The 25498-nt window shown below is 59.5% G+C and carries 17 protein-coding genes and 1 tRNA gene; 7 read left to right on the top strand and 11 right to left on the bottom strand.

What is annotated here, in order from left to right; genetic code table 11:
* Positions 1-198: 198 nt before the first annotated feature.
* Positions 199-1803, top strand: a complete 1605-nt coding sequence (locus tag AC097L_RS12060; protein ID WP_479586666.1) for a GIY-YIG nuclease family protein — start codon at positions 199-201, stop codon at positions 1801-1803.
* A gap of 83 nt (positions 1804-1886) precedes the next feature.
* Here the strand turns inward: AC097L_RS12060 and AC097L_RS12055 are convergent, their stop codons facing one another.
* Positions 1887-2489, bottom strand: coding sequence for a hypothetical protein (locus AC097L_RS12055; RefSeq protein ID WP_479586664.1), 603 nt, complete (start codon positions 2487-2489; stop codon positions 1887-1889).
* A 663-nt stretch (positions 2490-3152) separates the two neighbouring features.
* Here AC097L_RS12055 and imuA point away from each other — a divergent pair.
* The 5 genes from imuA to AC097L_RS12030 all read left to right on the top strand — a co-directional run bounded on the left by imuA (position 3153) and on the right by AC097L_RS12030 (position 10300).
* Positions 3153-3977 carry a translesion DNA synthesis-associated protein ImuA gene (gene imuA, locus AC097L_RS12050; protein ID WP_479586661.1) on the top strand — a complete coding sequence of 275 codons (825 nt, stop codon included), beginning with the start codon at positions 3153-3155 and terminating at the stop codon, positions 3975-3977.
* Positions 3922-5235 (top strand): Y-family DNA polymerase, encoded by a 1314-nt coding sequence (locus tag AC097L_RS12045; protein WP_479586658.1) that lies wholly within the window; start codon positions 3922-3924, stop codon positions 5233-5235. The genes imuA and AC097L_RS12045 overlap by 56 nt, the downstream gene beginning before the upstream one ends.
* A 12-nt stretch (positions 5236-5247) precedes the next feature.
* On the top strand, positions 5248-8412 hold the full coding sequence (locus AC097L_RS12040) for an error-prone DNA polymerase (RefSeq protein ID WP_479586654.1): 3165 nt from the start codon (positions 5248-5250) through the stop codon (positions 8410-8412).
* A gap of 54 nt (positions 8413-8466) precedes the next feature.
* Positions 8467-9309, top strand: a complete 843-nt coding sequence (locus AC097L_RS12035; RefSeq protein ID WP_479586650.1) for a DNA/RNA non-specific endonuclease — start codon at positions 8467-8469, stop codon at positions 9307-9309.
* A gap of 148 nt (positions 9310-9457) precedes the next feature.
* A complete protein-coding gene (locus AC097L_RS12030; RefSeq protein WP_479586648.1) occupies positions 9458-10300 on the top strand; it encodes an SOS response-associated peptidase family protein in 843 nt (280 codons plus the stop codon).
* A 574-nt stretch (positions 10301-10874) separates the two neighbouring features.
* Here the strand turns inward: AC097L_RS12030 and AC097L_RS12025 are convergent.
* Positions 10875-13577: a hypothetical protein gene (locus AC097L_RS12025; protein WP_479586645.1), complete on the bottom strand. Its 2703-nt coding sequence runs from the start codon at positions 13575-13577 to the stop codon at positions 10875-10877.
* Positions 13578-14954: 1377 nt separating this feature from the next.
* Here AC097L_RS12025 and AC097L_RS12020 point away from each other — a divergent pair.
* The gene (locus tag AC097L_RS12020; protein ID WP_479586643.1) at positions 14955-15455 is read left to right on the top strand and encodes a DUF4145 domain-containing protein; all 501 of its coding nucleotides are present in this window, start codon (positions 14955-14957) and stop codon (positions 15453-15455) included.
* A 44-nt stretch (positions 15456-15499) separates the two neighbouring features.
* Here AC097L_RS12020 and AC097L_RS12015 read toward each other — a convergent pair whose 3' ends face one another.
* The 9 genes from AC097L_RS12015 to AC097L_RS11975 form a co-directional block, all read right to left on the bottom strand.
* Positions 15500-16006, bottom strand: a complete 507-nt coding sequence (locus AC097L_RS12015) for a hypothetical protein (protein WP_479586640.1) — start codon at positions 16004-16006, stop codon at positions 15500-15502.
* On the bottom strand, positions 16003-16989 hold the full coding sequence (locus AC097L_RS12010; protein WP_479586638.1) for a hypothetical protein: 987 nt from the start codon (positions 16987-16989) through the stop codon (positions 16003-16005). The genes AC097L_RS12015 and AC097L_RS12010 overlap by 4 nt, the downstream gene beginning before the upstream one ends.
* Positions 16990-17143: 154 nt before the next feature.
* Positions 17144-17219, bottom strand: a tRNA-Thr gene (locus AC097L_RS12005).
* A gap of 14 nt (positions 17220-17233) precedes the next feature.
* Complete coding sequence (locus tag AC097L_RS12000) at positions 17234-18241, bottom strand: class 1 fructose-bisphosphatase (RefSeq protein ID WP_479586637.1); 1008 nt, start codon at positions 18239-18241, stop codon at positions 17234-17236.
* Between the two features lie 14 nt (positions 18242-18255).
* Complete coding sequence (gene pepN, locus AC097L_RS11995; RefSeq protein ID WP_479586635.1) at positions 18256-20961, bottom strand: aminopeptidase N; 2706 nt, start codon at positions 20959-20961, stop codon at positions 18256-18258.
* The gene (locus tag AC097L_RS11990; protein WP_479586633.1) at positions 20951-21640 is read right to left on the bottom strand and encodes an HAD family hydrolase; all 690 of its coding nucleotides are present in this window, start codon (positions 21638-21640) and stop codon (positions 20951-20953) included. Before AC097L_RS11990 ends, pepN begins: the two co-directional genes overlap by 11 nt.
* Positions 21640-22744, bottom strand: a protein-coding gene (gene prfB / locus AC097L_RS11985) for a peptide chain release factor 2 (protein WP_479586631.1) whose coding sequence is annotated in 2 segments (ribosomal slippage) — positions 21640-22662 and positions 22664-22744 — 1104 coding nt in all. Because the reading frame shifts where the segments join, the coding sequence is not laid out codon by codon here. The genes AC097L_RS11990 and prfB overlap by 1 nt, the downstream gene beginning before the upstream one ends.
* 79 nt (positions 22745-22823) lie before the next feature.
* Positions 22824-24380, bottom strand: a complete 1557-nt coding sequence (locus tag AC097L_RS11980) for a methyl-accepting chemotaxis protein (RefSeq protein WP_479586630.1) — start codon at positions 24378-24380, stop codon at positions 22824-22826.
* A 143-nt stretch (positions 24381-24523) separates the two neighbouring features.
* A complete protein-coding gene (locus tag AC097L_RS11975) occupies positions 24524-25438 on the bottom strand; it encodes an alpha/beta fold hydrolase (protein ID WP_479586628.1) in 915 nt (304 codons plus the stop codon).
* Positions 25439-25498 lie beyond the last annotated feature (60 nt).

Raw genomic sequence — 25498 nt, 5'->3', positions numbered from 1 at the left:
CCCAGGAGCTGGGTTAACAGCGTAGATCTCGCCACCGCCCCGACCATCCACGCTTGGGTGTGGTCTTCGCCGCTGCTCTCCCTGGTTGGATGTCGATGGCCGGTTTACTGTCTGCCCTCAATGGCTCATTAGCTAAACGCACGAACTCTGATCGCCCACGGTGTGGCATGGAAACTAATTAGCAGGAAAAGGCACACAATGGTCACTGGCCGTCGATCAAGCAACTCAAAGGTGCATTACGTGGTCAGGTACGACGGCGTTGAGCATTTCGGTCCAATTAGCATCTATTGGACAGCAAGGCGCGCGCCGGTAGTGTCGCTGGCAACGTTCTCCACACGATTCAGCCGTCTGGTGGGTGGTAACGCTATTTCTGATGCCAGCATAGATGAAGCCCTCTGGCTAAAACCCGACGAATTCAAACGCAAGTTCGGTGCGCGCCGCACCCTCGTCGAGGTGGACGGCCAATCGATTGACTTACTGGCCTATTACGCATCTCATTCGATAGATGGGTCTATTGACTATCGCGTCTTCTGGCAGCGTATCCGCGCTCTTATTAAGAGTAGCCAACTATCCAGCGACAGCATGGTTCACGCCATGTCCATGCCCACAGCGTCCTGGTGCAGCTTTTATGGCGGTGGCCGTCGCAAGGGCATCGTATATGACGGCATGGAGTATCCCGAATATGCCGGCGCGCATTTCCATAGCGTCGCGGCGCTCCTGCGAACCGTGGGCAGATATACGGATCGCGCACTAATCTGGTCTCGTCTGAAGGCCGGTTGGGGCTTGGACGATGCCCTCGCCATTCCAACTGCATTCGCCAGTCATCGTGCGGGCTTGATCTACCGTATTACTCGTCTGAAGACAAGTGCCGTGTATGTGGGCCTCACCGTTACATCTGTGAAGCAGCGCTGGGCTTTTCACTTACGCAGAGCGGCACAGGGCTCTACTACCAAGATCCATATTGCAATCCAAGAAGACGGACGAGAGGGTTTTGACATTGATGTGCTTGAGAACGGCATTACCGACCCGAACCTACTTCCCGCCCGTGAAGCCTTTTGGGTAGATCGATTGGGGGCCTTGGGGGCGATGGGCCTCAACTCTGCAAAACCCGGCGGCATGGGGAGTCCACGCGGAAAGCCTGTCCAATACGAAGATGAAAGTTTTCGCTCCATCGAGGAAGCGGCAGACGTGTTGGGCAAACGCCTCGGCATCGCACAACATGTTGTTCGGAGCAGGCTTCAGCAAGGAAAGCTGCTGCCAAAGGCAGACAAGATTCGGAGACGGAGCCGCCACCCTGATGCCGGATCAAACCTTTTCAGACGCTGGCTTGCCATGCTCAAACGTCACCCTGGTGTCATCGCCATCGAATGGGTGTCAGACTACGACAAGTTCAAATCCGATGTATCGCCAGTGCCATCTGGCTTAGAACTGGTGCGTAAGGCGTCTGACGAACCCTGGGGGCCTGACAACTTCGAGTGGATCGATACCAAGACCAAGGTTGAGAGAGTTCACGGCACGGCGCTATTGGTCCGTGGAGTGTCGTATCCATCGCTAAAGACGGTCGCTGAGGCATTCGGTATCGGGGTAAGCACGTTGAAGAACCGCATAAACGAACAGGGCATGACTGTCGAGCAAGCGGTAGCAGTGCCGCTTGGGGTTACGTCATACAAGCAAGCTGACCAGTCGATTATGGTTGATGACAAGGTGTTCAGGTCAAAACGACAGGCGATTCTCCATATCGCGACGACCCGTGGGTTTACCGAAAACCAAGCTAAATACCGTTTCAGCACAGGCGCATACTGAGCCCGCCTGTTAGGTTTGAAGGGCAGTTCGACACGAGCTGGCGGTGCTTGGGGCGAACGACCTAGCAGACATTCGTTCAGGCCCTAAGCGAAGACACTTGTCACCGCGCCATAGATTGCAAGTGATACGCCGAATGCCTGCAATTTGAAGCCGCCTACCGCCGCATACTCAACTTTTTTGCTTAGATCAGATACCTTATTGGCAGTGGTGTCGATACGGCCTTCTAGTTCTTCCTTTGTTTTCGACAACTGCTGCTGAGCTAACGTGGCGTTTGCGGCAACTTCTTGCCGCAAAGAGCTAAAACCTTCCTCCAGATGCGCAATTCTCTCTTCAACTGTCTGCGGTTTGGAACCTACGGAAGCGCTGGCAGAACCGGCCGTTCCCGAGACGCAAACTCCGCTGAGCGTAACGGTTGCCGAATTTCGCACGATTGGAAAAGACTTGAACCAATCCATTGTTGCAATCAATAAGGACTGACGCCGAAATAGGCCAAGATTGTCATTAATCGAGAAAAGAATGAGTAGTCCACCGGTTAGCTGCAGAATCATTCCGGCAAACTTATTTACTATGGTAAATGACTCGGCGAATTGTCTGAGTGCGAAAAAATGAATCACAAATAAGGGCAAGAGCGCAAAAATAGGCCACGCACGAAAGAGCCAATGGGGAATCTGGCGCCAGTGAATCATTTGAATGTCTAACTTAATTTAAATTTAACGCAGATGTCCTAGCGGACTAGCCTGATTGGCATGAACGTAAAGCGGGTGATGATCTCGGTCGCTGCGGGCATTGGCGCCACGCTGAACGACCGGTGCAACATATAGGTCGGCTGGTCAGTCGTCGACGGGCTCAATGTCCGCTTGCCGCTGACGCGGCCGTTGTCATCTCAAGACAAATGCCGCAGACCGGCTTGTAGCAGTAGTTTGACGGCGGTAAGTCAATGGCGGCTTTTTGCCGAGTATGGCAGTTTAATCTGAACACATCATTGTCGATACCCAGTCTGCTTCCTTTCGGGCAACATCGACTCCGACGCGTTCAGCACGGTGACCGTCGCAAAAGCTTAGGCTGCAATCAATGGACCTCCAACCCCTCCAGCCGGTCTCCGTCACAAATGCCACCTAGTCCATCGGCCGGATGATGGGCTCCTTCGTAGTATTGGGCAGCACATAAGCCCAGGCCCGTTTGTTGGTTTGGTCATACACCAGCTTGACGAGTCTGGTAGCGGGCTGTTTACACTACCCCACGGCAACGATATCGGTTCGAAGTCCAGTATTACCTGGACCAGTGCCTGGGCATGGTTTACTGTATGAAAAAACAGTGTTTAAATGCCATCCCCAGTCCTCGAAGTCCCTATGCAAGCCCAACCCGAGTGGTTCGATGCCCCCATCGTCCCCCTATCTCCCATCCATCCCGCCCGCCCGCTCCGGGTTGCCGGCGCGCTGCCACCGGCTGTAGCCGCGGCTATCTGGCGCGGCGATGCATTGGGTTCCCCCGTGTCCTCGGTAGTTGCGTCAGGCTGGTCGCTGCTCGACCAAGAGCTCCCCGGTGGTGGCTGGCCTTGCCACTCGCTGTCGGAAATCCTGAGCCCACAGCCGTCAGTCTTGGAATGGCGGCTATTGGGTCCGGCATTGCGCCAGGTAGTGGCCCAGGGCGGCCAGGTGGTCGTGGTCGGCCCGCCCAAACAACCCCATTTGCCGGGTTTGCTGCACGAAGGCTTGGACCAGCGCCAACTGGTGTGGATTCAGACCGATACCCCGGCGGAACGCCTCTGGGTAACCGAGCAGCTCATCAAATCCGGCTCCGCCGGTGCCTTGGTCGCCTGGGTGCCGCAGGCCCGGCAAGAGCAGATTCGCCGCCTGCAGGTCTGTGCGCAGAGTTGCCCTGGACTGGTCTTCTTGTGTCGCCCTGAAGCCGCGCAGCACGAAGCCTCGGCGGCTCCTTTGCGGGTGCATGCGACCTATGGTCTGGACTGGGAACTCCGCGTCCAGCTCTTCAAGCGCCGCGGTGCCGTGCACGATGGCCGGGTCCGCCTGCCGTCGGTACCCGGTGGCTTGGTCTCGGTACTGACGCCGCGGCTGCAGCACCCCAGCCAGTCTCTCCTTCCCAGTGAAAGTGCCAGCCATGTTGTGGGCAGCCTTGCTCCCCGACGCGCCGTCCCCCGACCCGTTACGCACTGACGCTCTGCAGGGGCTGGCGGTATGGTGTTTGCAATTCACCCCCCGTGTAGCCCTGGTGCAAGGTGCTGTGCTGATGGAGGTGGAGGGAAGCGCGCGCTTGTTCGGCGGCAAACGGAAGCTGGCGGCCCGGGTGCGCGAGGAATGCGACGGTATGGGCGTGAACTTCTTGAGCTGGGCTCCGACCAGCCTGGCGGCATTGGCCCTGGCCCGTGCCGGCGTGCGCAACGGTTTCGCCCAACCACTGGAGCAATTGTTGGATGCGCTGCCGCTGGAGGTGCTGACTGCCGTCGCGGCGCACGCCCCAACATTGGCACGCCTGGGCTGCACCAGCCTGGGCCAGGTACGGGCCTTGCCGCGCGGCGGCATCAGCCGACGCTTTGATAAGGAGCTGCTGGCTGCACTGGACGAAGCCTACGGTCTGCGCCCCAGCGGCTACCCCTGGGTTGCGCTGCCGGACACGTTCCACGCGAAGCTGGAGTTGATGTCCCGGGTAGAACATGCTCCGGCCATCCTGTTCGGCGCCCGCCGCCTGTTGCTGCAGCTGTGTGCCTGGTTGGCCGCCCGGCGGTGTGGTGTATCCGCTTTCACCCTGCGCTGGTGCCATGACGCCATGCGCGCAAAGACTGCGGGGGATGGCGGCGAGCTGACCATACGTACGTCTGAACCCACTCGCAGTATCGAACACCTGAGCCGCCTGTTGGCAGAAAACCTGGCCAAGGTAGAACTGCTCGCTCCGGTGGGTGACCTGGAACTGTTGGCCGTCGATGTCCGTGCGTTCGAGGAAAAAACCGCCTCTTTACTGCCCGACAGCCAGGAAGACGGGGAGTCGTTGGCGCTGGTGCTGGAGCGTATTGCGGCCCGTCTGGGCCCCGCGAAAGTGCTGCGCCCGGTGCTGGTCGAAGAGCACCGTATGGAATGGGCTGTGCACTGGCAGGCAGCACCGAACCCGCTGCCACGTCCCAGTCCACGGCGTCCAGGCTTGCCGCAACCCACTTTCATCCTGCCCGAGCCCTTGCGGCTGGCCGCGCGCGCGAATCGGCCCTTGTACCAGGGGACCCTGTATTTACTGTCCGGCCCGCACCGGGTCGAGGGCGGCTGGTGGCACCGCATCCCTGACGCAGCAGGCGACAGCCATGCCCAGACCACGGTCCGCGACTACTGGGTGGCATTGAGCGAACACGCGGGGGTGCTGTGGATTTACCAGACCCGCCTGGCCGATGAAGCCACCGCCTGGTTTCTGCATGGCGTCTTTGCGTGAACAGGCGCGGCCATGTCCTCGTCTTTCGCCGCTTCGCCTGCTCCTGGTTCACTTCCGGGGTCCCCTTCTGGGCCTGGGTCCGAGGGTATTCCGGCGTATGCGGAGTTGTGGTGCCTGAGCAATTTCTCCTTTCTGCGCGGCGCCAGCCAACCCAGCGAGTTGGTGGCCCGGGCCAAGAAGCTCGGCTACACAGCCCTGGCGCTGACCGACGAATGCTCCATGTCCGGCATCGTCCGCGCCCATGTCGCCGCCAAGGAGCAGCAACTGCCGCTGCTGGTGGGTAGCCAGTTTCAGGTGGACGGAGACGCACCGTTTACCTTCATTGTGCTGGCCTGTAACCTGAACGGCTATGGCAATCTGTGCGAGTTCATAACCAGGCTGCGGCGCTCATCGGAAAAGGGCACCTACCACCTGACCCGGGACGGTATCGACCCGCAGGCCCTGGCCGACTGCGTGGTGCTGGCCGCACCCGACCGGGATTCAAATGTTGTGCAGATGGAGACTGTGGCTCGCTGGCTGCTCACCGCCTTCACCGGGCGCTGCTGGCTGGCGCTGCAAATGCTGCGAGTCCTGGGTGATGAAATGTGGCTGTACCAGCTGCGCCGGGTTAGCGAGCTGACGGCCATTCCCCTGGTCGCCGCGGGCGATGTGCACATGCATGTACGGTCCCGAAAACCCTTGCAGGACGTGCTCACCGCGACGCGGATCGGTAAGCCTCTGACCGAATGTGGACTGGCCCTGCAGCCCAATGCCGAGCGGCACCTGCGCAGCCGACTGCGTCTGGTGCAGACCTATCCGGCCGACCTGCTGGCGGAAACGCTGCAGGTGGCAGCCCGCTGCGACTTCTCACTGGAGGAGTTGCGTTACCAGTATCCGGACGAAGTTGTGCCGGCAGGCGAGACCCCGGCCAGTTACCTACGCCGTGTCACGTATGAAGGCGCCGGGCGGCGCTGGCCGCACGGACTCATCGCCAAAGTGCAGAACCAGATTGAGCATGAGCTGGACCTCATCACCGAACTGCACTACGAGCACTACTTTCTCACGGTCTACGACATCGTCCGCTTCGCTCGCAGCCAACATATCCTGTGCCAAGGTCGCGGGTCAGCAGCTAACTCGGTGGTCTGCTACTGCCTGGGGGTGACCGAAGTTGACCCTGCCCGCATGAGCGTGCTGTTCGAGCGCTTTATCTCGAAAGAACGCAACGAGCCACCGGACATTGACATCGATTTCGAGCACGAACGCCGGGAAGAGGTGCTGCAGTACCTGTATGCCAAGTACGGACGGGAGCGGGCGGGCCTGACAGGGGTGGTTATCACCTACCGGCCGAAATCGGCCATCCGGGATGTGGGCAAGGCATTGGGCTTTTCTTTAGAAACAATGGACACCGTTGCCAAAGGCCACCATTGGTGGGACGGCAAGGAAGTGCTGCCGGAACGGCTGTTGGAAGCCGGTTTAAAGCTGGACGACCTGGCAGTCAAGCAACTGCTGGAACTGACTGCGGCATTGCTGGGCTTCCCGCGCCACCTGTCGCAGCACACCGGCGGCTTTGTGCTGACCAAAGGGCTGTTGTCGCGCATGGTCCCAATTGAAAACGCCTCGATGGCCGACCGCACGGTCATCGAGTGGGATAAAGATGACCTGGATGCCCTGGGGCTGCTCAAGGTGGACTGCCTGGCGCTGGGCATGCTGACAGCGATACGTAAGTCCCTGGCCTTCATCAGCGACCGCAAGGGCTATGTATTCGAGATGCAGGACATTCCCCCCGAGTGCTCGGTCACATACGACATGATTTGCAAGGCAGACACCGTGGGGGTGTTCCAGATTGAGAGCCGGGCGCAGATGAGCATGCTGCCCAGGTTGCGGCCCCGCTGTTTCTACGACCTGGTCATCGAGGTGGCCATCGTGCGGCCGGGGCCTATCCAGGGCGGTATGGTCCATCCCTACCTGAACCGGCGGCAAGGCTTTGAGCCGGTGACCTACCCGAGTGCCGACCTGGAGACGGCCCTGGGCCGCACCCTGGGCATCCCGGTGTTCCAGGAACAGGTAATGCAGATATCTATCCTGGCGGCAGGCTTCACGGCCGGAGAGGCCGATGGGTTGCGCCGGGCCATGGCGGCCTGGAAGCGCAAAGGTGGGTTGGAAAAATATTACGACAAAATCGTCCACGGCATGACTTCGCGAGGCTATGAAGAATCCTTTGCGCAGAACATCTTCGAGCAAATCAAGGGCTTCTCGGAATACGGTTTCCCCGAATCCCACGCGGCGTCCTTCGCCTTGCTGGTCTATGCCAGTTGCTGGATAAAGCGCCACCATCCGGCCGAATTCCTGGCAGCCATGCTGAACAGCCAGCCCCTGGGTTTCTACAGTCCATCGCAGCTGGTCCAGGATGCCCAACGCCATGGGGTAGAGGTGCGACCGCCGGACGTGATGCACAGCGATGTCGATTGCACGCTGGAAGGGCTGCCGCACCCGCCCGCGGTGCGGCTGGGACTGCGGCTCATCGACAAGCTGAAAGGGGCCTCTGCCCATCGCATTGTCCAGGCCCGTGCCACAGCGCTGTTTGACAGTGCCGAGGACCTGGCGCGCCGCGCCCACCTGGAGCACCATGAGATGAAGCTGCTGGCCGCGGCCGATGCGCTGATGAGTCTTTCCGGCCATCGACGGCAGCAGGTTTGGGATGCCTCGGCGCTGCGCGCTACGCCCCTGCTATTGCGGGATGCGCCGGTGGAAGAAGACCAGCTGGAGCTGCCTCCGGCCGTGGAGGGTGAGGAAGTGGTCTGGGACTATGCGTCCCTGGGTTTGACGCTGCGCAGCCATCCGCTGGCGCTCCTGCGACCGCAGCTGGCAAAAAAGCGGTTGCTGCGGGCTTCCGACCTGCTGGAGGTGCCGGACGGTCGGATGGTCCGGTACTGCGGCATCGTGACGCTGCGGCAGCAACCGGAGACGGCCAAAGGCACAGTATTCATCAGCCTGGAAGACGAAACCGGTGTCGTGCAGGTTATCTGCTGGAAGAGCGTCCGGGAGACACAGCGCAAGGACCTGTTGAATTCACGGCTGCTGGCCGTGTATGGGAAATGGCAGCGGGAGGGCGACGTTATGAACCTGATTGCCCGGAAGCTGGTGGACCTGACACCCATGCTGGGCAGTCTGACCACCTCGAGTCGAAACTTCAAGTAGCAAAGCCGCAGTTAAAAACCCTTGCACAAAATGCCCACCTAAACTCAGCGCCGCATGAATAAGAAGAAACCTCGTAAATCGCGCAGCCTGCGCCAGAATCTACCATCCGCAATAGTGCGTCGATTTGGTGTTGCGTTGATCGCTGCCACGGTGGTGGCGTTGCAGACCACCAGTTGCGGATTGCAGCCCACCGTCTCGGGGCCACCCGCCGCGCACAACCCTGACACCGCCTCACCACGTTTCACCGCCTGTCCGCAGTTTTTTGCCCATGGGATCTCGCCCCTGGCTCCGGACATCCCCCAGCAACGTGAGCTCTGCTACGAGAGTTTCGCCGTGCTGCACAACGGCAGCACACGAACGCCGGCTTTCGTGGCAGAACGTTTGAATCGGCAACTCCTGCTGCAGGCCCATGTCCAAAAGCGCAGCGACAGGTTTTTTGCGGATGCGCGGCTGCCCCAAGGCGAACGCGCCGAACTCAGCGATTACAAGGGGTCTGGCTATTCCCGAGGGCATATGGCGCCAGCCGCCGATATGCCGAATGCGACGGCCATGGCACAGTCGTTCAGCCTGGCCAACATGGTGCCGCAGAACCCGCAACAGAATGCCGGTGCCTGGGCCAAAATTGAAGCAGACACGCGTGCCTATGTCCTGCGAGCCCAGGGGGATGTGTATGTCATCACTGGCCCGGTGTTCGCCCCGGGAAGTCCAGTGATAGGTGCCAACCAGGTGCGCGTGCCCACGCATTTGTTCAAATTGGTCTACGACGCCACGACACAGAGGGCCTGGGCCCATTGGAAACAAAACGCGGCGGAGGCCCGTCCAGGGCCGCCCATCAGCTATGGCGAGTTGGAGCAACGCACGGGCATGGAATGGTTGCCGGGGGCGTCTATTCGGTAAGGCTCCGGCTTGTTTCTGCCATGGCTATGCTGAAGACACGGCTTCCGTGCGTCAGACGGCACCGCCTTGCTTGCTGTAAAACCAGCGCCACGGCACGACCGTATCGGAGAAACGGTGAAGCATCCAGCTGCGGTCCTATGCGCCGGGGATGTCATCGCCCAGGGGAGAAATCCAGGCAGACACAAGAAGCCATTCACATAAAATACCTGCAGGCAGAGGCAGAAAATGGCGCTACGATGTCTCGATGTGCAACAGATACACCGCGCCAACGGAGTTAGACATCGAACGGACCTGGCACATCGGCGCGCGCAATCCACCGCGGTGGTGGGAGCCGGTACTTGCGCCATTGCGGTTGGGGCCGTACATCAAGCCTGGCGGTACCCTGGAAGTAGGACAGTGGGGAATGATTCCGCCGGACTCAAAAACACATGAGCCGCGCAAGCGCGACGGCACCCGACTGAACACAAACAATGCGCGGGATGACTGCGTGACTAGCGCCTTGACCTACCGCGGCCCGTGGGCGCACAGCCAGCGCTGTCTGATACCGGCGCAGAGCTTCATCGAGCCGTATTGGGGATATCGCAACAAGAACATCTGGTGGAAGTTCGAACGGGCCGACGGCCTGCCCTGGGCGCTGGCCGGGATTTGGAATGAATGGACAGACCCAGCCACTGGCGAGGTTTGGCCTAGCTATTCCATGCTGACCCAGAATTGCGACGCGCACCCGCTGCTACGCCTCATGCACCGTCCTGAGGTCGATCCCAAAACCAAGGAACCGCTGGCGGTGCAGGACAAGCGGGCGGTGGTGCCCATTGAGCAGGAAGAATGGGATGCCTGGCTGTACGGGACCGTCGAGCAGGCTAGAGCGCTGATCCGGTTGCCGGCGCTGGAGCTGTTCGACCATGGCCCAGAAGACCCCGCCACGCAGGTGCAACTGGATCTGACAACTGGGCAGCCCAGCGCAGAAGGTGAGTCTAGGGAACTGTTTTAGATTCGAGAAGGTTTCGAACTGCTAATCCTTGCTCAGTTTTGATAAAGCAGCTCAAAAAGCTATGTGTTTCCACATAGTAAACCGGACGGAATATTAACTGCCGTACTTTTTTGGACGTTACGAAATTCATGTCGGTGGTGAATATATTTTTCCCAGCGGCGGCGCGGAATATCTTGATGACGCGTTGATTTTAGGGACTCCATTGAGCTGTTGGACCCTGCATACCCCGATGATAAAAAGAAAGTGGTTCTGCTCATACGTATGTCAGCCACCACTTGGAAGCAGCGGCGCCCTGTTTGGGAAAGAGCATCTCTGCCGCCCAGACTCTTAGGCCATTTAATTCCACACAAATGTGATGTGGGTGTCATAGGGTGTCCGGCAATTGGAACTTGCCAAATACAGCGAGCGATATCCAACCCACTGAACACACTGAACACACTGAAGTTAAACCAGAATCGGAAAAGGGATTGGAGCCCACCAGTCGGGCGGCCAGAACATGATGGCCCCGCTGTTTAGAGCATTACAACCCATCAAAGTTCAAACCATGGAGCAGGCCCCAGTGGGTTAGTGCCTTTCAGTGGGTTATTTCCGGCATCAGTCTTACGCCAATTTCTTTAGTGATAATCCATGATTGACGCCCATCGCGAAGTGTGCCGCGGTCAATTCGATATCCATAGTGCGGCCGACCACGATTCTTTTCTATCCAGCGCCCCAAAATTCTGGGATTGAGTCTGCCATTTTGGCCGGCGATTTCCTCCAGAGCTTCACGTAGCAGCTCGTCGGAAAGGCTGGCAGTCTGAATGGATTTTGCCACGGTGGTTGGCGAGCTACCAAAGGCGCTGTACCAGGCTGTCATGAAGGCTCCGAGCTTTTGCGTTTCCGGGTCGTTGTCGAATTGACGATTCACGACTGCGAGAGGGTCCGAAAAGTCTGGCAAATCGCTGGCGGTTGCCGCCATGGCTGCAACCCATATTACGGGTTGTCGAACGAGGTCGTCCCACAACTCGAAACTTGCCGTCCTGCCTTTCCCTACTTTGGGTGATCCTGCAGTGATGTACGCGCGGATGATGGTCAGTGCATCGACAACAAGTTGCTGTCGTTGACGAGCAACCACTGCGGCTGGATCGAAGCCAAACTCTCGGGCGAAAGGTTGTTCGGACTGCGGGTCGATGCGGGCCAGCAAGACGCGGCGACATGTGTCACCAAGCAAGCGCAAGTTGTTGCCGGTGCAGATGAACAAAGCGCGATTGGGCAGACTCGCTGTTTCGCTTGCCCCAAGTATGCGGTCGGTATAGGTCGAGGCGGTCAGGAACGAGTCGATTGAAGCACCACCTAAGGGCTCTCGCAGATTGTCCCAGAGAACCACTTTTGCTCCCTCACGTAGCGAGGCAAAAAGTCGCTTGCGCATTTCCTCTTCTTGACCCGAAGGTGATGAAATTGAAGGGTCGCTGCCTGTGGCTAGTATGCCGATAACCTTCGCGAGCAGTGTCTTGCCGCTACCTGCAGAGGGGGCGTCAAAGGCGAATCCTGGTGCTGTGGGTAATGAGCCGCGCAGCACTGCAGTCAACATCGCAGTTAGCGCCACTCCTCGGTCTTCTGGTCCCACGAATGGAAACAGTGCGACTGGCGCCCAAAGTCGCCTTAATGCCTGCAGAGCATCGTCTGGAGTTGGTGCGCTGCGCACCTTCAGGCTTTCGTCACAACACAAATACAGGAGCCCGGAGTGCGTGTCATAGCCTGGTTCGTCAATCACCGAACCGTCACGCCTCAGGGTTGGTGCTGTCACCACTGCATCCAGTCGAGGGAGACTGCGTTCACCATGTTTAGCCATGATCGCGTTCGCTGCGAACGACGGTCCGTCCTGTGTTACCTCGACCATCTCGCCATTGCGCGAAGTCTTTATTTTGTAGAACTGGCAGGTTCGGTCAATGTGGTCCACAAGCCAATCCCTGCTAACTGGTACTGCAGATGATTTGGAAACCCGAGCCATTCCTGCGCCTTCGCCGAAATCGTAGACTTCGCCCCGCTCGCGGATAACCGCCATGATGTTGTCATTGACGCGGGCTCGTTCACCAACTGCCAAAAGAATGCGCTTGCATGGTCGCGTCAATCTATAGCTCATGCCGCCGTGTGCGAACGAGTGAATCATTGGTGTGGTACCCCTCTTGAGATAGGCTCGTGCAACTGTACGGTTACCACCTCCATAGTCGGGTTCGAGTGGGTCGGCAAAGTTTTTGCCATGCCATTTCGCTGGTTGTTCCAGCAGCTCATCAACCGTCACGATTGAAGCGTCTTGTGAGACTAGTTCAAAGTCGCCAGTAAGTACCATGTGGTCTGTTGCTGTCTGTAGAAGATTCTGAGCTGCCTCAACACTGATTCCGCGTCGACCTGCCATTTCTGGTGCGGTAATAGCTATATATGCCGCGCGGGCCACTTTCAATATTGGCTTTGCTTCACTCTTCGCCGTTGCTTGTGCAACATGGGCTTTGCGGGTGATGTCGGCGTCAGCCCTAATGTGTCTCAGGTCAAAAAAACGCATTGCACCGCCAAATATCCGTGCTGCCGGGGGCAGCCGCGACAAGCCTTCACCTAATTCTGGTGGACCGGCAAAATCAAGACGGTTTGCCTGCCAAACTGAATGGTCAAAGAGCGTTCGTTTCAGCGCTTGCCCTGACTTGCCAACCTCGATCCAGCCCAAGCCCGCAGCCCAGAGTCGTTCGATCAGCGCTCTCCCGGCTTCAGGAATCAACGATGCATCTTGCACAGGAATGTAGAGGCGTTGGCCTTTGATCCCGATGAGGGGTTCTCCCGTGGTCGTGTTGAAGATGCAACTGGACGCCGACACCCGCCACAATATTTGAATACCGGCCAGTTCGGGCACTACCTGAACCAGTCGCTCGCGTAAGACCTCCGCGGGGACCGGAATTCCATCGACGGTGCTGTCATGGTCCAGCATCATGATGCCAGGCCCGGAGCTAAATTCAAAATACGATTTGGTTCGTGCGATGTCTCCTGGGCGTAGCTTGTCAGTAGCCCGTATTGTGACGTTCGGATGGCCTGGAGCTACCCCATAGGCCAACGCCTGTGATCCTGATAGGTGATTTAGGTAGTGGTCGAATTCTTCCAGGTCACTACATGTCACCAGCTGCGATTGGCCTTCGCTCATGTCGGCCGACGAAGTCTTAGTCAGCTTGCCGTCTATCAACGAGAAGCATTTTGAAAGTAGCTTGGGCTGAATGCTGGTGAACACCGTGAAGCTCAGTGCTGTATGAGTCATGCGTGTACTCCCTCGCTGCCTACGGTCGATCCACTACGTGAATCGTCTCGACTTTGGCTTGACTTCGAGAGTGGACGGCATCCAAGCATGAGACGCAATTCGCTGACTGGCCATGCTAGCCGACCGTTGATTCGTATGGGGCGAAGTGGCCCGTTCTCGAAGCAGGCCCAGGACCTGAGTGTTTGCGGTCGCCGATTCAAATGGATCGCTGCTTCAGCGGTACTAACTGCGGTTCGGGTCTCTTGATCTAGCGGGATGAAAGAATCTGCAATCTCGGGTTTCATTCTGATTTCCTTTATTGTCAAAGGCTTATCGAAACGAAAAAGCCTTTGACGGTTACGTCAAAGGCCGGTAGCGATTGCTTTCGCTTAGGTGCGTTTTAGTGGGTCAAGGCGTCACAGGGTGCGGACAAGCACTCGCGCGCTCGTTTCCCATTTCATGCATAGGCTTGGCAGGCAATCCCCAGCTATAACTTTATTGATGCTTGTAAGGCCCGGCAAGGCACAGACAAAAGATCAAAAGGAGTTAATCCCTGGACTGCGCTGAAAAGCTGTAATTTTGCGAAATTGTTGTTGTGAGGTTGAGTCACAAACCAAAGTCCTAACTATTTGCTCAGTCAGCGCTGCCTGACTTGGAAAATTATAGTGAGGCAGTTTCCTATTTTGGACACATTTTTCTCATTCTTGGTCTTGGACTACACATGAGCTGCATACAGGTGTCTTACCAAGTGACGCTCCAGTGTGGTGCAGAACAATCCAATGCGCTCGTTTATTGTCCTGGCGCTGGCCAACGTCTATCTCGCTCGGAAATGGCTGATGCTCCGGATTTCGGACAAACTGAGCGCCCATACCGGCATCAAAAGACCAATTTGAGAAAACGCGCCAGCAGGTGTTGACCACAACGGCGACAGTCGCTTAAGACTGATTGCAGAAGTCCACGACATTCGACCGCTGGATCTGCTGAAGTAGCGATTAACAAGTAGTTAATTCAAGTCATGATTTGTGTTCGGGTGGATCGGTGTTGCTGGCGTCCAACGTGGATGCTCTCAGTCCGCTTCGTCGTCGGCAGACCGGCAGGTAACATCGAACAATGCCAGTAGACCGCTCACTCTTCACCGCTTTGTTCAATAAGGATGGTGCGCCCAATTGGCCGTGTACGACATGCCGCGGCGGGCACTTTCGGCTTTATCCTGACTCCCTCAAACACCAAGCGACCGCTGCCTCGAGAGAGGCTCAGAAACACGAGGCGCACGAACCGGAATGGGACAGGCTGAAGGGGATCGCCCTCGTGATCTGCGACAATCCCAAGTGCAAATAATCGGCCACCATCGCGGCCGAAGGCAAGTGGGTTGAGGACCCGGACTATGAACAACAGCAGATGGACTACACGGCCGTCTTCTGGCCGACCCACTTCAACCCATCGCCGCCGCTGATCGCAATCCCCGATGCCTGTCCCGAAGCAGCCAAGGCAGAGATCAAGCTTGCGTTTGTGTCGTCATGGGGCGATCAACCCGCGGCAGCCAATCACATCCGTACAGCGGTCGAGCGCCTCCTGGACGCGCGACGCATTCCTAAGACTCACTCGAAGAGTAAGAAACGAATGGTGCTGCACGACCGCATAGAGCGGATCAAGGATAGTCAGCCCAAAGCCCACGCCGCATTGATGGCGATCAAATGGCTAGGTAACGTCGGCAGCCACACGGACGAACTGAGCCGAGAGGATCTGTTCAACGCCTTTGACATCTTGGAGCTAGCATTGCAAGAGTTGTATGTCGGACACGCAAAGCGGATCGACCGTCTCATAGCCACGATCAACTTACGCAAAGGGCCAACGAAGGCAAGGCGCCACTCATCATCGCGGGACGACTTGTTCTGTTGACGCCACCCAATCTAAGCCGGATTCCACTCAGGCAATACATCGCTTCAGGCTGCCGCCTCGTCATCCAATTGCAGCACATTTTGGTTGCCTGGGTTGAACCACGAATCGTCAAACGCGTCACCGCAGAAGACGCCAAACGGCAGCGCGCGCGCGCCGTAGGTCTTCCGAAGGGTCTGAATCTGGGTAACGCACTTATCGTCGTCGGTCAGGAAGTGGGAGATGCCCGATATCTCGCACTGCGCGAGCAGCTTGACATCATCCTTGACTGTGTTGCGCGGATACCCCTCTGAGCGCGCGGCGACTGCAGCCAGCGAGAGGCTCGCGGCGGCTTTCGCGTCGTCGATATTGAAGGGAAGTACAACAAAGTTGTGAAGGCCCAGATCGTCAACCTGCTGCTTGACCTCAAACTCCGACACCACAATGGTAGACAAGTACATCATCACACCCCGACGGATCAACTCGAAAAAGTACCGCTTGGCAGTGGCGTGGTTCGCACGCGTTGGGTCGCTGAGGCTAATCAGGTAGCTCGTGTCGAGCAAAATACCATTCATTCGTGAGAGCCCCGTAGCTGACGCACCCACTGCGCCGGGTCGTCGACACCTTTCCATGCCTCGGCGCCCTTGCGAATGAGCCGGTCGAAGGCGTCTGCATCAAACTTCGGCGCATAGTTCACGAATTCGATCAGCGTGGGGTCCTTAAGCTCGCCAGTGTCGAGGTTGTACTTTGCCCGAATGCGTAGATGCACAACCCGATAGACCATGTTGTCGGCTTTCGCCCTAATCAGATCTTTGTCGGTGCGCACCGTGAGCGTCTTACCATTGGGCAGCTTGATATGAGCGTTCGATTCCCTGACTCCGCCCAAGTCCATCAGCTCGCCTTGGATGTAGCGTTCCACGTCTACCCACTTCTCGATTTCGACAGTGTGAAAGTTGGTAGTGTGGTCGATCACTATCACGCGATCAAGCGCGTTGGAGGCGATACGAATTGCACGCGAGAGCGAAGCCTTAGCACCGCTCTGCCAGCGTTCCATGATGGATCGCCGCTTGGCATCAATCTTTGACAAGTCGACTGATCCTTGTAGCAGTTGGATATCGTGCAGCAACTGCGGTGCGAAAACCGGAGGAATGGCCACCGCAAACGAGCCCTCCACCACGGCTACGTCCAGATCGGCCGGATCAACCTCTTTCTCGCTGCCGCGAACGAAATCCCTAACGTCGGCGGTGAAGCTGCTCAGAAGCGCCAGCGGCACGCGCCGAGGCGAAATCGCGTAACCACGCGACTCGTCTTCCAAGGCAATTGTGATGCTGACCGATTCCATACAGTCATTCTCCCATGCCGCGTACGAGGGCACCAGCTGACGTATGTCGGCACAGGTGCGCTTATGAAAAAACGAAACGGGCCGGAAGTCACGCTTCACAGGTCGGATGGGCGGTAAGTGGATTGCAGTGGCATTGGTTTCGAACTCATCAGCGAGCTCCCACGCCCCCTGCCGCCATTTGGGGCGCTTGTCCAGCGTTACCTTTGAATCGATCATGCCTATTGGCAATCATCGGCGCCTTTACATGAGGTCTGCATCGGCAACAACGACTTGCGTTCGATCTGGGGAATCGTCTTACATCTGCCCTTACATGCACACCAAAGAAAAAGGGTTCACTACTATTTTCATAGCAATGAACCCTTATCTATTCTGGTGCCGGAGAGATGAATCGAACACCCGACCTTCTCATTACGAATGAGCTGCTCTACCGACTGAGCTACACCGGCACATTAGCCAATGATTATAGCTTGCTGAAATAGGTCTCGGCCTGGGCGACTTCATTTTTGGAGCCCAGCACCACGCTTACGCGCTCGTGGAGCTTTTGCGGAACGATGTCGAGGATGCGCTGGGTGCCGGTGCTGGCGGCACCACCGGCTTGTTCGACCAGCCAGCCCATGGGGTTGGCTTCGTACATCAGGCGCAGCTTGCCGGGCTTGCCGGGTTCGCGCTTGTCCCAGGGGTAGAGGAAGATGCCGCCGCGCGTGAGGATGCGGTGCACGTCGGTGACCATGCTGGCGATCCAGCGCATGTTGAAGTCTTTGCCGCGCGGGCCTTCTGTGCCTTGCAGGCAGTCGTCGATGTAGCGTTTCACCGGCGTGTCCCAGTGGCGCATATTGCTCATGTTGATGGCAAATTCTTGCGTGTCGGGCGGGATCTGGACGTTTTCTTGGGTCAGGAAGAACGAGCCCTGCTCGCGGTCCAGGGTGAACATGGCGACACCGTTGCCCACCGTCAGCACCAGCGTGGTTTGCGGGCCGTAGAGGCAATATCCTGCGGCCACCTGGTTCTTGCCGGGCTGGTAGAAGTCTTGCTCGACCACGGCGGCATCGCCTTGGGGCTTTTTCAGCACGCTGAAGATGGTGCCGATGCTGACGTTCACGTCGATGTTGCTGGAGCCGTCAAGGGGGTCAAACAGCAGCAGGTATTCGCCCTGCGGGTAGCCGTTGGGCACGGCGTAGATTTCTTCCATTTCTTCCGAGGCCATAGCCGCCAAGTGGCCGCCCCATTCGTTGGCTTCGATCAGCACTTCGTTGGCGATGATGTCCAGCTTTTTCTGGATTTCGCCTTGTACATTTTCGGACTCGGCCGAGCCCAGCACGCCGCCGAGCGCGCCCTTGTTCACGGCGTGACTGATGCCTTTGCAGGCGCGGGCCACCACTTCGATCAGCAGGCGCAGTTGCGCCGGAATCAGGCCGTCCACGCGTTGCTGTTCGACCAGGTAGCGGGTGAGTGAGATGTGTTGGGACATGGAGTTCCTTACGTTTAGTCGGCCAGTGCGCGCGAAACCACCTCGCGTACGTCGTTGCTGAGGTCGGTCTTGGCGGCTACGCGGCCCAGCGCTTCGCGGGCGGCGGTGCGGTAGGGCTCGGCCAGGTTTTTCCAGCGGTCCAGGGCGCGCGCCAGGCGGGCGGCCACCTGGGGGTTGATGCCGTCCAGCTCAATGACGCGTTCGCTCCAGAACACATAGCCCGCTGCATCCTTGCGGTGGAAGGCCCCCGGGTTGGCGCTGCAATAGCTGAACACCACGCTGCGGGCGCGGTTCGGGTTGCGCAGGCTGAAGTCGGGGTGCTTGAGCAACTGGCGCACGGCGGGCAGGATGTCGCCGTTGCGGTCGGTGGCACCGGCTTGCAGGGCAAACCATTTGTCCAGCACCAGCGGCTCGTCCTTGAACAGCGCGTGGAAGCGGGGCAGGGCCTGCGCCGCCAGCGGGTGGCCGCTGGAGACCAGGGCGCCCAGCGCGTTGAAGCGGTCGGTCATATTGCCCGCATCCTTGAAGCGCTGCAGCGATTTGCCGGGCCAGACCGTATCGCCACTGGCAAGCGCTGCCAGACAGAGCTGGCTCAGGGCCATGCCAGTCAGGGCACGGCGGCCGCTGGACAGCGGATCGGGCGAGTAGGCCCCGGTATCGCTGTAAGTGGCGTAGACCCAGGCCCAGTCAGCGACCAAAGCCTGCGCGAGCTGGCTGCGCATGGCTTCGCGCACCGCGTGGATGCGCTGCGGATCGACCACCTCCAGCTGCTCGGCCAGGTAGGTTTCCGACGGCAAGGTCAGCACCAGCTCCTTGAAAGCCGCGTCCAGACCGGGGTGGCGTAAGACGCTGCGCATCGCCTCGATATAGGCATCATTTAGGGGCTTGGCGCTGGCAATGTCTGCACTTCCAGCTATTAATGTAATAGCAGAACGTACGGCCAGGCGTTGCCCGGCTTCCCAGCGGTTGAAGGCATCGGTGTCATGCGCCAGCAGGGTCAGCAGCTGGGTGTCGCTGTAGTCGAAGGCCAGTACCACCGGGGCCGAAAAGCCGCGCAGGATGCTGGGCACGGGCTCGGCATCCAGGTTGACGAAGGTCAGCGTTTCTTCGGCTTCCGACACCACGAAGGTGTAGGGCGCGGTGAGTGTGGAGCCGTCGGCGCTGTGCAGGGCGAGCTCGGTGCCGTCTTGCGCCAGCAGGCCCAGGCCGACCGGGATCACGAACGGCTCTTTGGTGGCCTGGCCCAGCGTAGGCGCGCAGCTTTGCGCCAAGGTCAGCGTGTAGCTGCGCGAGGCTGCGTCATACACGCCAGAGGCCTGCACGCGCGGCGTACCGGCCTGGCTGTACCAGCGCTTGAACTGGGGTAGCAGTCGGGCCAGGTCGGACTGCGGGTTGGCATCGGCGATGGCCTGGGCGAAGTCGTCGCAGGTCACGGCCTGGCCGTCGAAGCGCTCGAAGTACAGGGTCATGCCCTTGGCGAAGCCGTCTCTACCGACCAGCGTCTGCATCATGCGGACGACCTCGGCACCTTTTTCGTAGATGGTGACGGTGTAGAAGTTGTTGATCTCGATGTAGCTGTCGGGCCGCACCGGATGCGCCATGGGGCCTGCGTCTTCGGGGAACTGGGCGGTTCGCAGCACGCGTACGTCTTCGATGCGCTTGACGGCCTTGGCCGACGGGTCGCGGCACAGGTCCAGGCTGAATTCCTGGTCGCGGAAGACGGTCAGGCCTTCTTTCAGGCTCAGCTGGAACCAGTCGCGGCAGGTGACGCGGTTGCCGCTCCAGTTGTGGAAATACTCGTGGCCCACCACCGACTCGATGTTGGCGAAATCGGTGTCCGTGGCGGTGGCCTGGTTGGCCAGCACGTACTTGGTGTTAAAGATGTTCAGGCCCTTGTTTTCCATCGCGCCCATGTTGAAGTCGCTGGTGGCGACGATCATGAAGCGTTCCAGGTCCAGCGGCAGGTTGAAGCGGGCTTCGTCCCAGGCGATGGATGCCATCAGCGAGTGCATGGCGTGCTCGGTCTTGTCCAGGTCGCCGGGGCGCACAAACACCTGCAGCAGGTGGTCTTTGCCATTGCGCGCGGTGATGCGCTGCTCACGGCTCACCAGCTGACCTGCCACCAGCGCAAACAGGTAGCAGGGCTTGCGGAACGGGTCTTCCCACTTGGCAAAGTGGCGGCCATCGTCCAGCGGGCCGTGGTCCACCAGGTTGCCGTTGCTCAGCAGCACCGGATACTTGGCTTTGTCGGCGCGCAGGGTCACGGTGTAGGTGGCCATCACGTCCGGGCGGTCCAGGAAGTAGGTGATGCGGCGAAAGCCCTCGGCCTCGCACTGGGTGAAAAAGGTGTCGTTGCTGACGAACAAGCCCATCAGCTTGGTGTTCTTGATGGGCGCGCAGGTGGTGAAAATTTCCAGATCAAACGCGCCGTCGTCCACCCCTTCTCCCGCAGCAGGCAGGTTCTCCAGCACCAGTTGGCTGCCTTCGATTTTGAAAGAGGCCCCCTGGCCGTTGACCAGCACGCGCGCCAGGTTCAGCTCTTCGCCGTCCAGGCGCAGCGCCTGGGCGGGCACGTCAGGGTTGCGGCGCATGCGCATCTTGTTGAGCACGCGGGTTTTGGCAGGGTCTAGGTCAAAGCACAGCTCTACCGTGTCGACCCAGAAAGCAGGCGCGGTGTAGTCGGCCCGGTGGATGGCTGTAGCCTGTCCTTCACGGTACATGGAGGGTCTCCAAAAAATTCGATTGCAAAAGTTCTTCGTAATTGTGCACAGTGGCAATGACGTGCGGCCCGGCCAGCTCTTCAGGTGTGTTGCTGGTGCAGATGGCCACAGCCCGCATCCCGGCCCGGCGTGCAGCTTCTATGCCAAAGGGTGCGTCTTCGAACACGATACAGTGCTCTGGCGCAATGCCAATGCGCTGTGCTGCTGCTAAAAAGATAGCGGGTGTGGGCTTGCCACTCAGGCCCTCGTCGCCGCGCGCAATCGCATCGGGCGGCGGCTCCATCTGCAAATGGCCCAGTGCGAATTCCACATTGTGGATGTCGCCCGCCGTGCCCACGGCCACTTTCAGGCCACGCGCCCGGGTGGCTTTGTGGAAGGCGGTGAAGCCTCTGACCTCTTGGAAGATCGGTCCAAAGATATCGCGGTAGAGCTGCTCTTTCTCGTGCACCAGCGCCCAGGCGTGTGCCTCGTCCATTTCCGGCTGGTCGAGAATCAGGCGCACGCATTCCAGCCCGGTGCGGCCCGTGGTGCGGCGCATGATCTCGTTGATGTCCATGGACACACCGTGCTTCTCGGCAAAGTCCAGCCAGGTGGAGGTGTGGTGCGGCATGGAGTCGATCATGGTGCCGTCCATGTCGAAGAGGATGGCCTTGGTGGGCTGCGACAGAAGAGCTTGCATTACACGCCTTGCTTGAGAGAGGCTTCAATAAAGATATCCAAATCCCCGTCCAACACTTTTTGGGTGGCCGAGACTTCGACGTTGGTGCGCAGGTCTTTGATACGGCTGTTGTCCAGTACATAGCTGCGGATCTGGTGGCCCCAGCCCACGTCGGTCTTGGTGTCTTCCAATTTTTGCTGCGCTTCTTGCTGCTTGCGCAGCTCGAAGTCGTACAGGCGGCTGCGCAGGCGTTTCCAGGCCACGTCGCGGTTGCTGTGCTGGCTACGGCCATCCTGGCACTGGACCACGATGCCGGTGGGAATGTGCGTCAGGCGCACGGCCGAATCGGTCTTGTTGATGTGCTGGCCGCCTGCGCCGGACGCACGGAAGGTGTCGGTGCGCACGTCGCTGGGGTTGATGTCGATCTGGATCGAGTCGTCGATTTCCGGATACACAAACACGCTGGCAAAGCTGGTGTGGCGGCCACCCGAGCTGTCGAACGGGCTCTTGCGCACCAGGCGGTGCACGCCGGTTTCGGTGCGCAGCAGGCCAAAGGCGTATTCGCCCTCGATCTTGATGGTGGCCCCCTTGATACCGGCGGTGTCGCCGTCGGTGATGTCTTCCACCGTGGCGGTGAAGCCCTTGCGTTCGGCGTAGCGCAGGTACTGCCGCAGCAGCATGCTGGCCCAGTCGCAGGCTTCCGTGCCCCCGGCACCGGCCTGGATGTCCAGAAAACAGGGCAGGGGGTCGGCGGGGTTGTTGAACATGCGGCGGAATTCGAGGGTTTCGACCTCGGTGGCCAGCGCGGCGGTGTCCGTTTCGATGGTGAGCAGGCCGTCTTCGTCGCCTTCGTCCTTCGACATTTCGAACAGTTCGGTGTTGTCGGCCAGTTCACGGGTGAGCTTTTCCAGCATCAGCACCACGGCATCGAGCGACTTCTTTTCCTTGCCCAATTCCTGGGCTTTTTTCGGGTCGTTCCAGACGCTGGGGTCTTCTAGCGAGGCATTGACGGTGCGCAGGCGTTCGGCTTTGGCATCGACGTCAAAGATACCTCCGGAGGTCTTCCGTGCGCACGCTCAGGGTGCTGAGTTGGTTGCCAATGGTATTGATACGTTCTGCGTCCATGAGATTCTTCCTTGGGTGGGTGCCGGTGGCTAGCCTGTTATTTTCTCATGCCGCATACGGCTCTCCTGCCTGCACCACTTCAAGCCAAAAGCCGTGTGCCCAGGCCCGCACCCCCCAGCCGGAACACTGACACAGTGTGCACCAGCTCGGACGCCTGGTGTTTCAGGCTGTCGGCGGCGGCAGCGCTTTGCTCGACCAAGGCAGCGTTTTGCTGGGTAGTCTGGTCAATCTGGGTGATGGCTTCGCTGATTTGCTGCACCCCCAGGGTCTGCTCGCGGCTGGCGGCGCTGATGTCGCCCATGATGTCGGTGACGCGGCGGATGGAGGTTTCCACCTCCTGCATGGCGGCGCCACTTTCAATCACCAGCGCTGTGCCCTGGGCCATGCGCTGCACGCTGGTCTGGATCAGTCCCTTGATCTCGCGGGCGGCATCGGCGCTGCGCTGGGCCAGCAGGCGCACCTCGCTGGCCACCACCGCAAAGCCCCGGCCTTGCTCTCCGGCGCGGGCGGCTTCCACCGCGGCATTCAGCGCCAGGATATTGGTCTGGAAGGCAATACCGTCGATCACGCCCACGATATCGGCGATCTTGCTGGAATCCTGGGCAATGCCGGTCATGGTGTCTGCTGCGCGGGTGAACACCTCGGAGCCGCGCACGGCCACGCTGGAGGCCTGTAGGGCCAATTGGTTGGCATGCTGGGCGCCGTCGGTGTTTTGCTGGATGGTGGCGCCCAGCTCTTCCATGCTGGAGGCGGTTTCTTCCAGGGCCGAGGCCTGGGCTTCGGTGCGGGCGCTCAGGTCGTGGTTGCCCATGGCGATTTCCTGGCTGGCGCTAGAGACACTTTCGGCGCTGGCGCGCACGCTGCCGACCACCTGGGCCAGGCTGGTTTGCATGCGGTTCAGGGCGTTGAGCAGGTCGGCCAGCTCGTCTTTGCCCGCCACGGCTTTGGCGGCGGTCAGGTCGCCACTGGCCACCGACTGCGACACGCCCAGCGCATGGCCGATGCGGGTGGTGATGGTGCGGCTGAAGCGCCAGCTTGCCAGCATCACGGCCAAGCAGACCATCAGCATGACGCTCAGGCTGATGGTGGTGGCGCGTTGGCCGGTCTGGGCGGCCATATCGGCTACGGCGCGGCTGTCGGTGCCGATGGCTTTTGCCGCATCGTCCAGTAGTTTGCTGGGGTCCCGGTCCATGCCTTGCACGGCTTTGTCGCCCACAGTGGGGTCAAAGTCGGCGGTTTTGAAAGCTTCTAATCCCTTGCGGTAGGCCGCGCCCATGGTCTGGTGGGCCTGCGCAAAACGCTCGACCAGGCTGCGTGCTTCACCTGGCGGCAGGGCCTGCTGCAGCGCGCTGGTGGCTTGGGCGATGTCGCTTTCTTGGGTTTCAAACGACTTCCAGTAGCGCGCCAATTGCTCGGGGTTTTTGCCGCGCAGCAAGACGTTTTTCCATTCCTGCACCTGCACCTTGAAGTCGTTGAGCAGTTGGGAAATGGCGCGTTCGTTGGCGTGGCTGGACTGCACCGTGGTCTGGTAGGTGTTTAGCGACTGGTTCAGTTGGTAGATGCCAAACAGCGCGGCGCACAGCACCAGCACCATGGCGACAGCAAACGCCAGGGGAAGTTTGAAGCTCAATTTCATGTTTAACCGCTTTGCAGCGCCTGTATAGCCAAAATGCTTACATATTGGCACAAATTGCCGCCAGGCGCCACGGAGTCAATTGCTATTTAATTTATAGCAGTATGCGTAGGTTATATATGCGCCAGAGGCCTAAAAAGCTTATATTATTTGGCCAAAAAATCCTCTACCAACCGGGCCAGGGCTTGCGGCTGGTCGTGGTGCAGCATGTGGCCCGCGTCCTGCATAACGGCCACCGTGGCGTTGGGCACGGACTGCAGGCGCTGGTGGTATTCGGCCAGCGTGTACCCCATGCCCCAGCGGGCCAGGCTGTCGTCGGAGGCTTCGACCGACAGCGTGGGCGCGGTGATGCGCTGGTACACGGCCAGCGCTTCATCGACGCGAAAGAGCTGGGGGTTGCGCAACTTGTGGGCCGGGTCGCCCAGAATTTGCCAGGGCCGGGTGCCATCGGCCTGGACGGTCGGTTGCGCCCAGTGCTGGGCCAGCCAGTCAGCCTTGTCCTGGGGCAGGCGCGGGTTGGTCTTCATGAGGCGCTGGGCCACGCCGCGCAGGTCGGGGTAGGTTTTCAGTCCCATCTCGCCCTGGCGCAGGCTGTGCAGGCCGTCCATCCACTGGGCGAGGCGGCCCGGTGCCTGGGCTGGTGTGGTGGCCGGCATGCCAAAACCTTCCAGGTTCACCAGGCGGCGAATGCGCTCGGGGCGGATGCCCGCAAACAGCATGGCGACGTGGCCGCCCATGCTGTGGCCCACCAGGTCCACCGCCTGGCCGGGGGCGTAGTGGTGGAGCAGAAAGTCCAGGTCGGCCACGTAGTCGGGGAACCAGAAGCTGTCGGCCCCGCCGCTGCCGGTCTGGCCAAAGCCGCGCCAGTCGGGGGCGAGGATGTGGCGGTCCTGGTTCATCGCGTCCACCATGAACTGGTAGCTGGCCGCCACGTCCATCCAGCCGTGCAGCAGCACCAGCGGCGGCTGGCCGGGGCGGGGCTGGCCCCATTGGCGTACGTGGTAGGAAATAGTGCGGATGGGGATGAACTCGCTGCGCGAGGGGCGTTGGACGGCGTACATGCCACGATATTAGCGATAGCCATGTTGTAGGATGGAAAATTCACTTCTGACACCTCTCTG

Source organism: Rhodoferax sp. RT5P35, from assembly GCF_056521385.1.
This window is presented reverse-complemented; position numbering and strand designations above follow the sequence as displayed.

Bases quoted from the DNA above. Each gene is read 5' to 3' on its own strand.
- AC097L_RS12045 (WP_479586658.1), top strand. From the start codon at position 3,922: ATGTTGTGGGCAGCCTTGCTCCCCGACGCGCCGTCCCCCGACCCGTTA.
- AC097L_RS11990 (WP_479586633.1), bottom strand. From the start codon at position 21,640: ATGCAAGCTCTTCTGTCGCAGCCCACCAAGGCCATCCTCTTCGACATG.
- AC097L_RS12030 (WP_479586648.1), top strand. From the start codon at position 9,458: ATGTCATCGCCCAGGGGAGAAATCCAGGCAGACACAAGAAGCCATTCA.
- AC097L_RS11980 (WP_479586630.1), bottom strand. From the start codon at position 24,380: ATGAAATTGAGCTTCAAACTTCCCCTGGCGTTTGCTGTCGCCATGGTG.
- AC097L_RS12040 (WP_479586654.1), top strand. From the start codon at position 5,248: ATGTCCTCGTCTTTCGCCGCTTCGCCTGCTCCTGGTTCACTTCCGGGG.
- AC097L_RS12035 (WP_479586650.1), top strand. From the start codon at position 8,467: ATGAATAAGAAGAAACCTCGTAAATCGCGCAGCCTGCGCCAGAATCTA.
- imuA (WP_479586661.1), top strand. From the start codon at position 3,153: ATGCAAGCCCAACCCGAGTGGTTCGATGCCCCCATCGTCCCCCTATCT.
- pepN (WP_479586635.1), bottom strand. From the start codon at position 20,961: ATGTACCGTGAAGGACAGGCTACAGCCATCCACCGGGCCGACTACACC.
- AC097L_RS12055 (WP_479586664.1), bottom strand. From the start codon at position 2,489: ATGATTCACTGGCGCCAGATTCCCCATTGGCTCTTTCGTGCGTGGCCT.
- AC097L_RS12025 (WP_479586645.1), bottom strand. From the start codon at position 13,577: ATGACTCATACAGCACTGAGCTTCACGGTGTTCACCAGCATTCAGCCC.
- AC097L_RS12000 (WP_479586637.1), bottom strand. From the start codon at position 18,241: ATGTCCCAACACATCTCACTCACCCGCTACCTGGTCGAACAGCAACGC.
- AC097L_RS11975 (WP_479586628.1), bottom strand. From the start codon at position 25,438: ATGTACGCCGTCCAACGCCCCTCGCGCAGCGAGTTCATCCCCATCCGC.
- AC097L_RS12010 (WP_479586638.1), bottom strand. From the start codon at position 16,989: ATGATCGATTCAAAGGTAACGCTGGACAAGCGCCCCAAATGGCGGCAG.
- AC097L_RS12015 (WP_479586640.1), bottom strand. From the start codon at position 16,006: ATGAATGGTATTTTGCTCGACACGAGCTACCTGATTAGCCTCAGCGAC.
- AC097L_RS12020 (WP_479586643.1), top strand. From the start codon at position 14,955: ATGGACTACACGGCCGTCTTCTGGCCGACCCACTTCAACCCATCGCCG.
- AC097L_RS12060 (WP_479586666.1), top strand. From the start codon at position 199: ATGGTCACTGGCCGTCGATCAAGCAACTCAAAGGTGCATTACGTGGTC.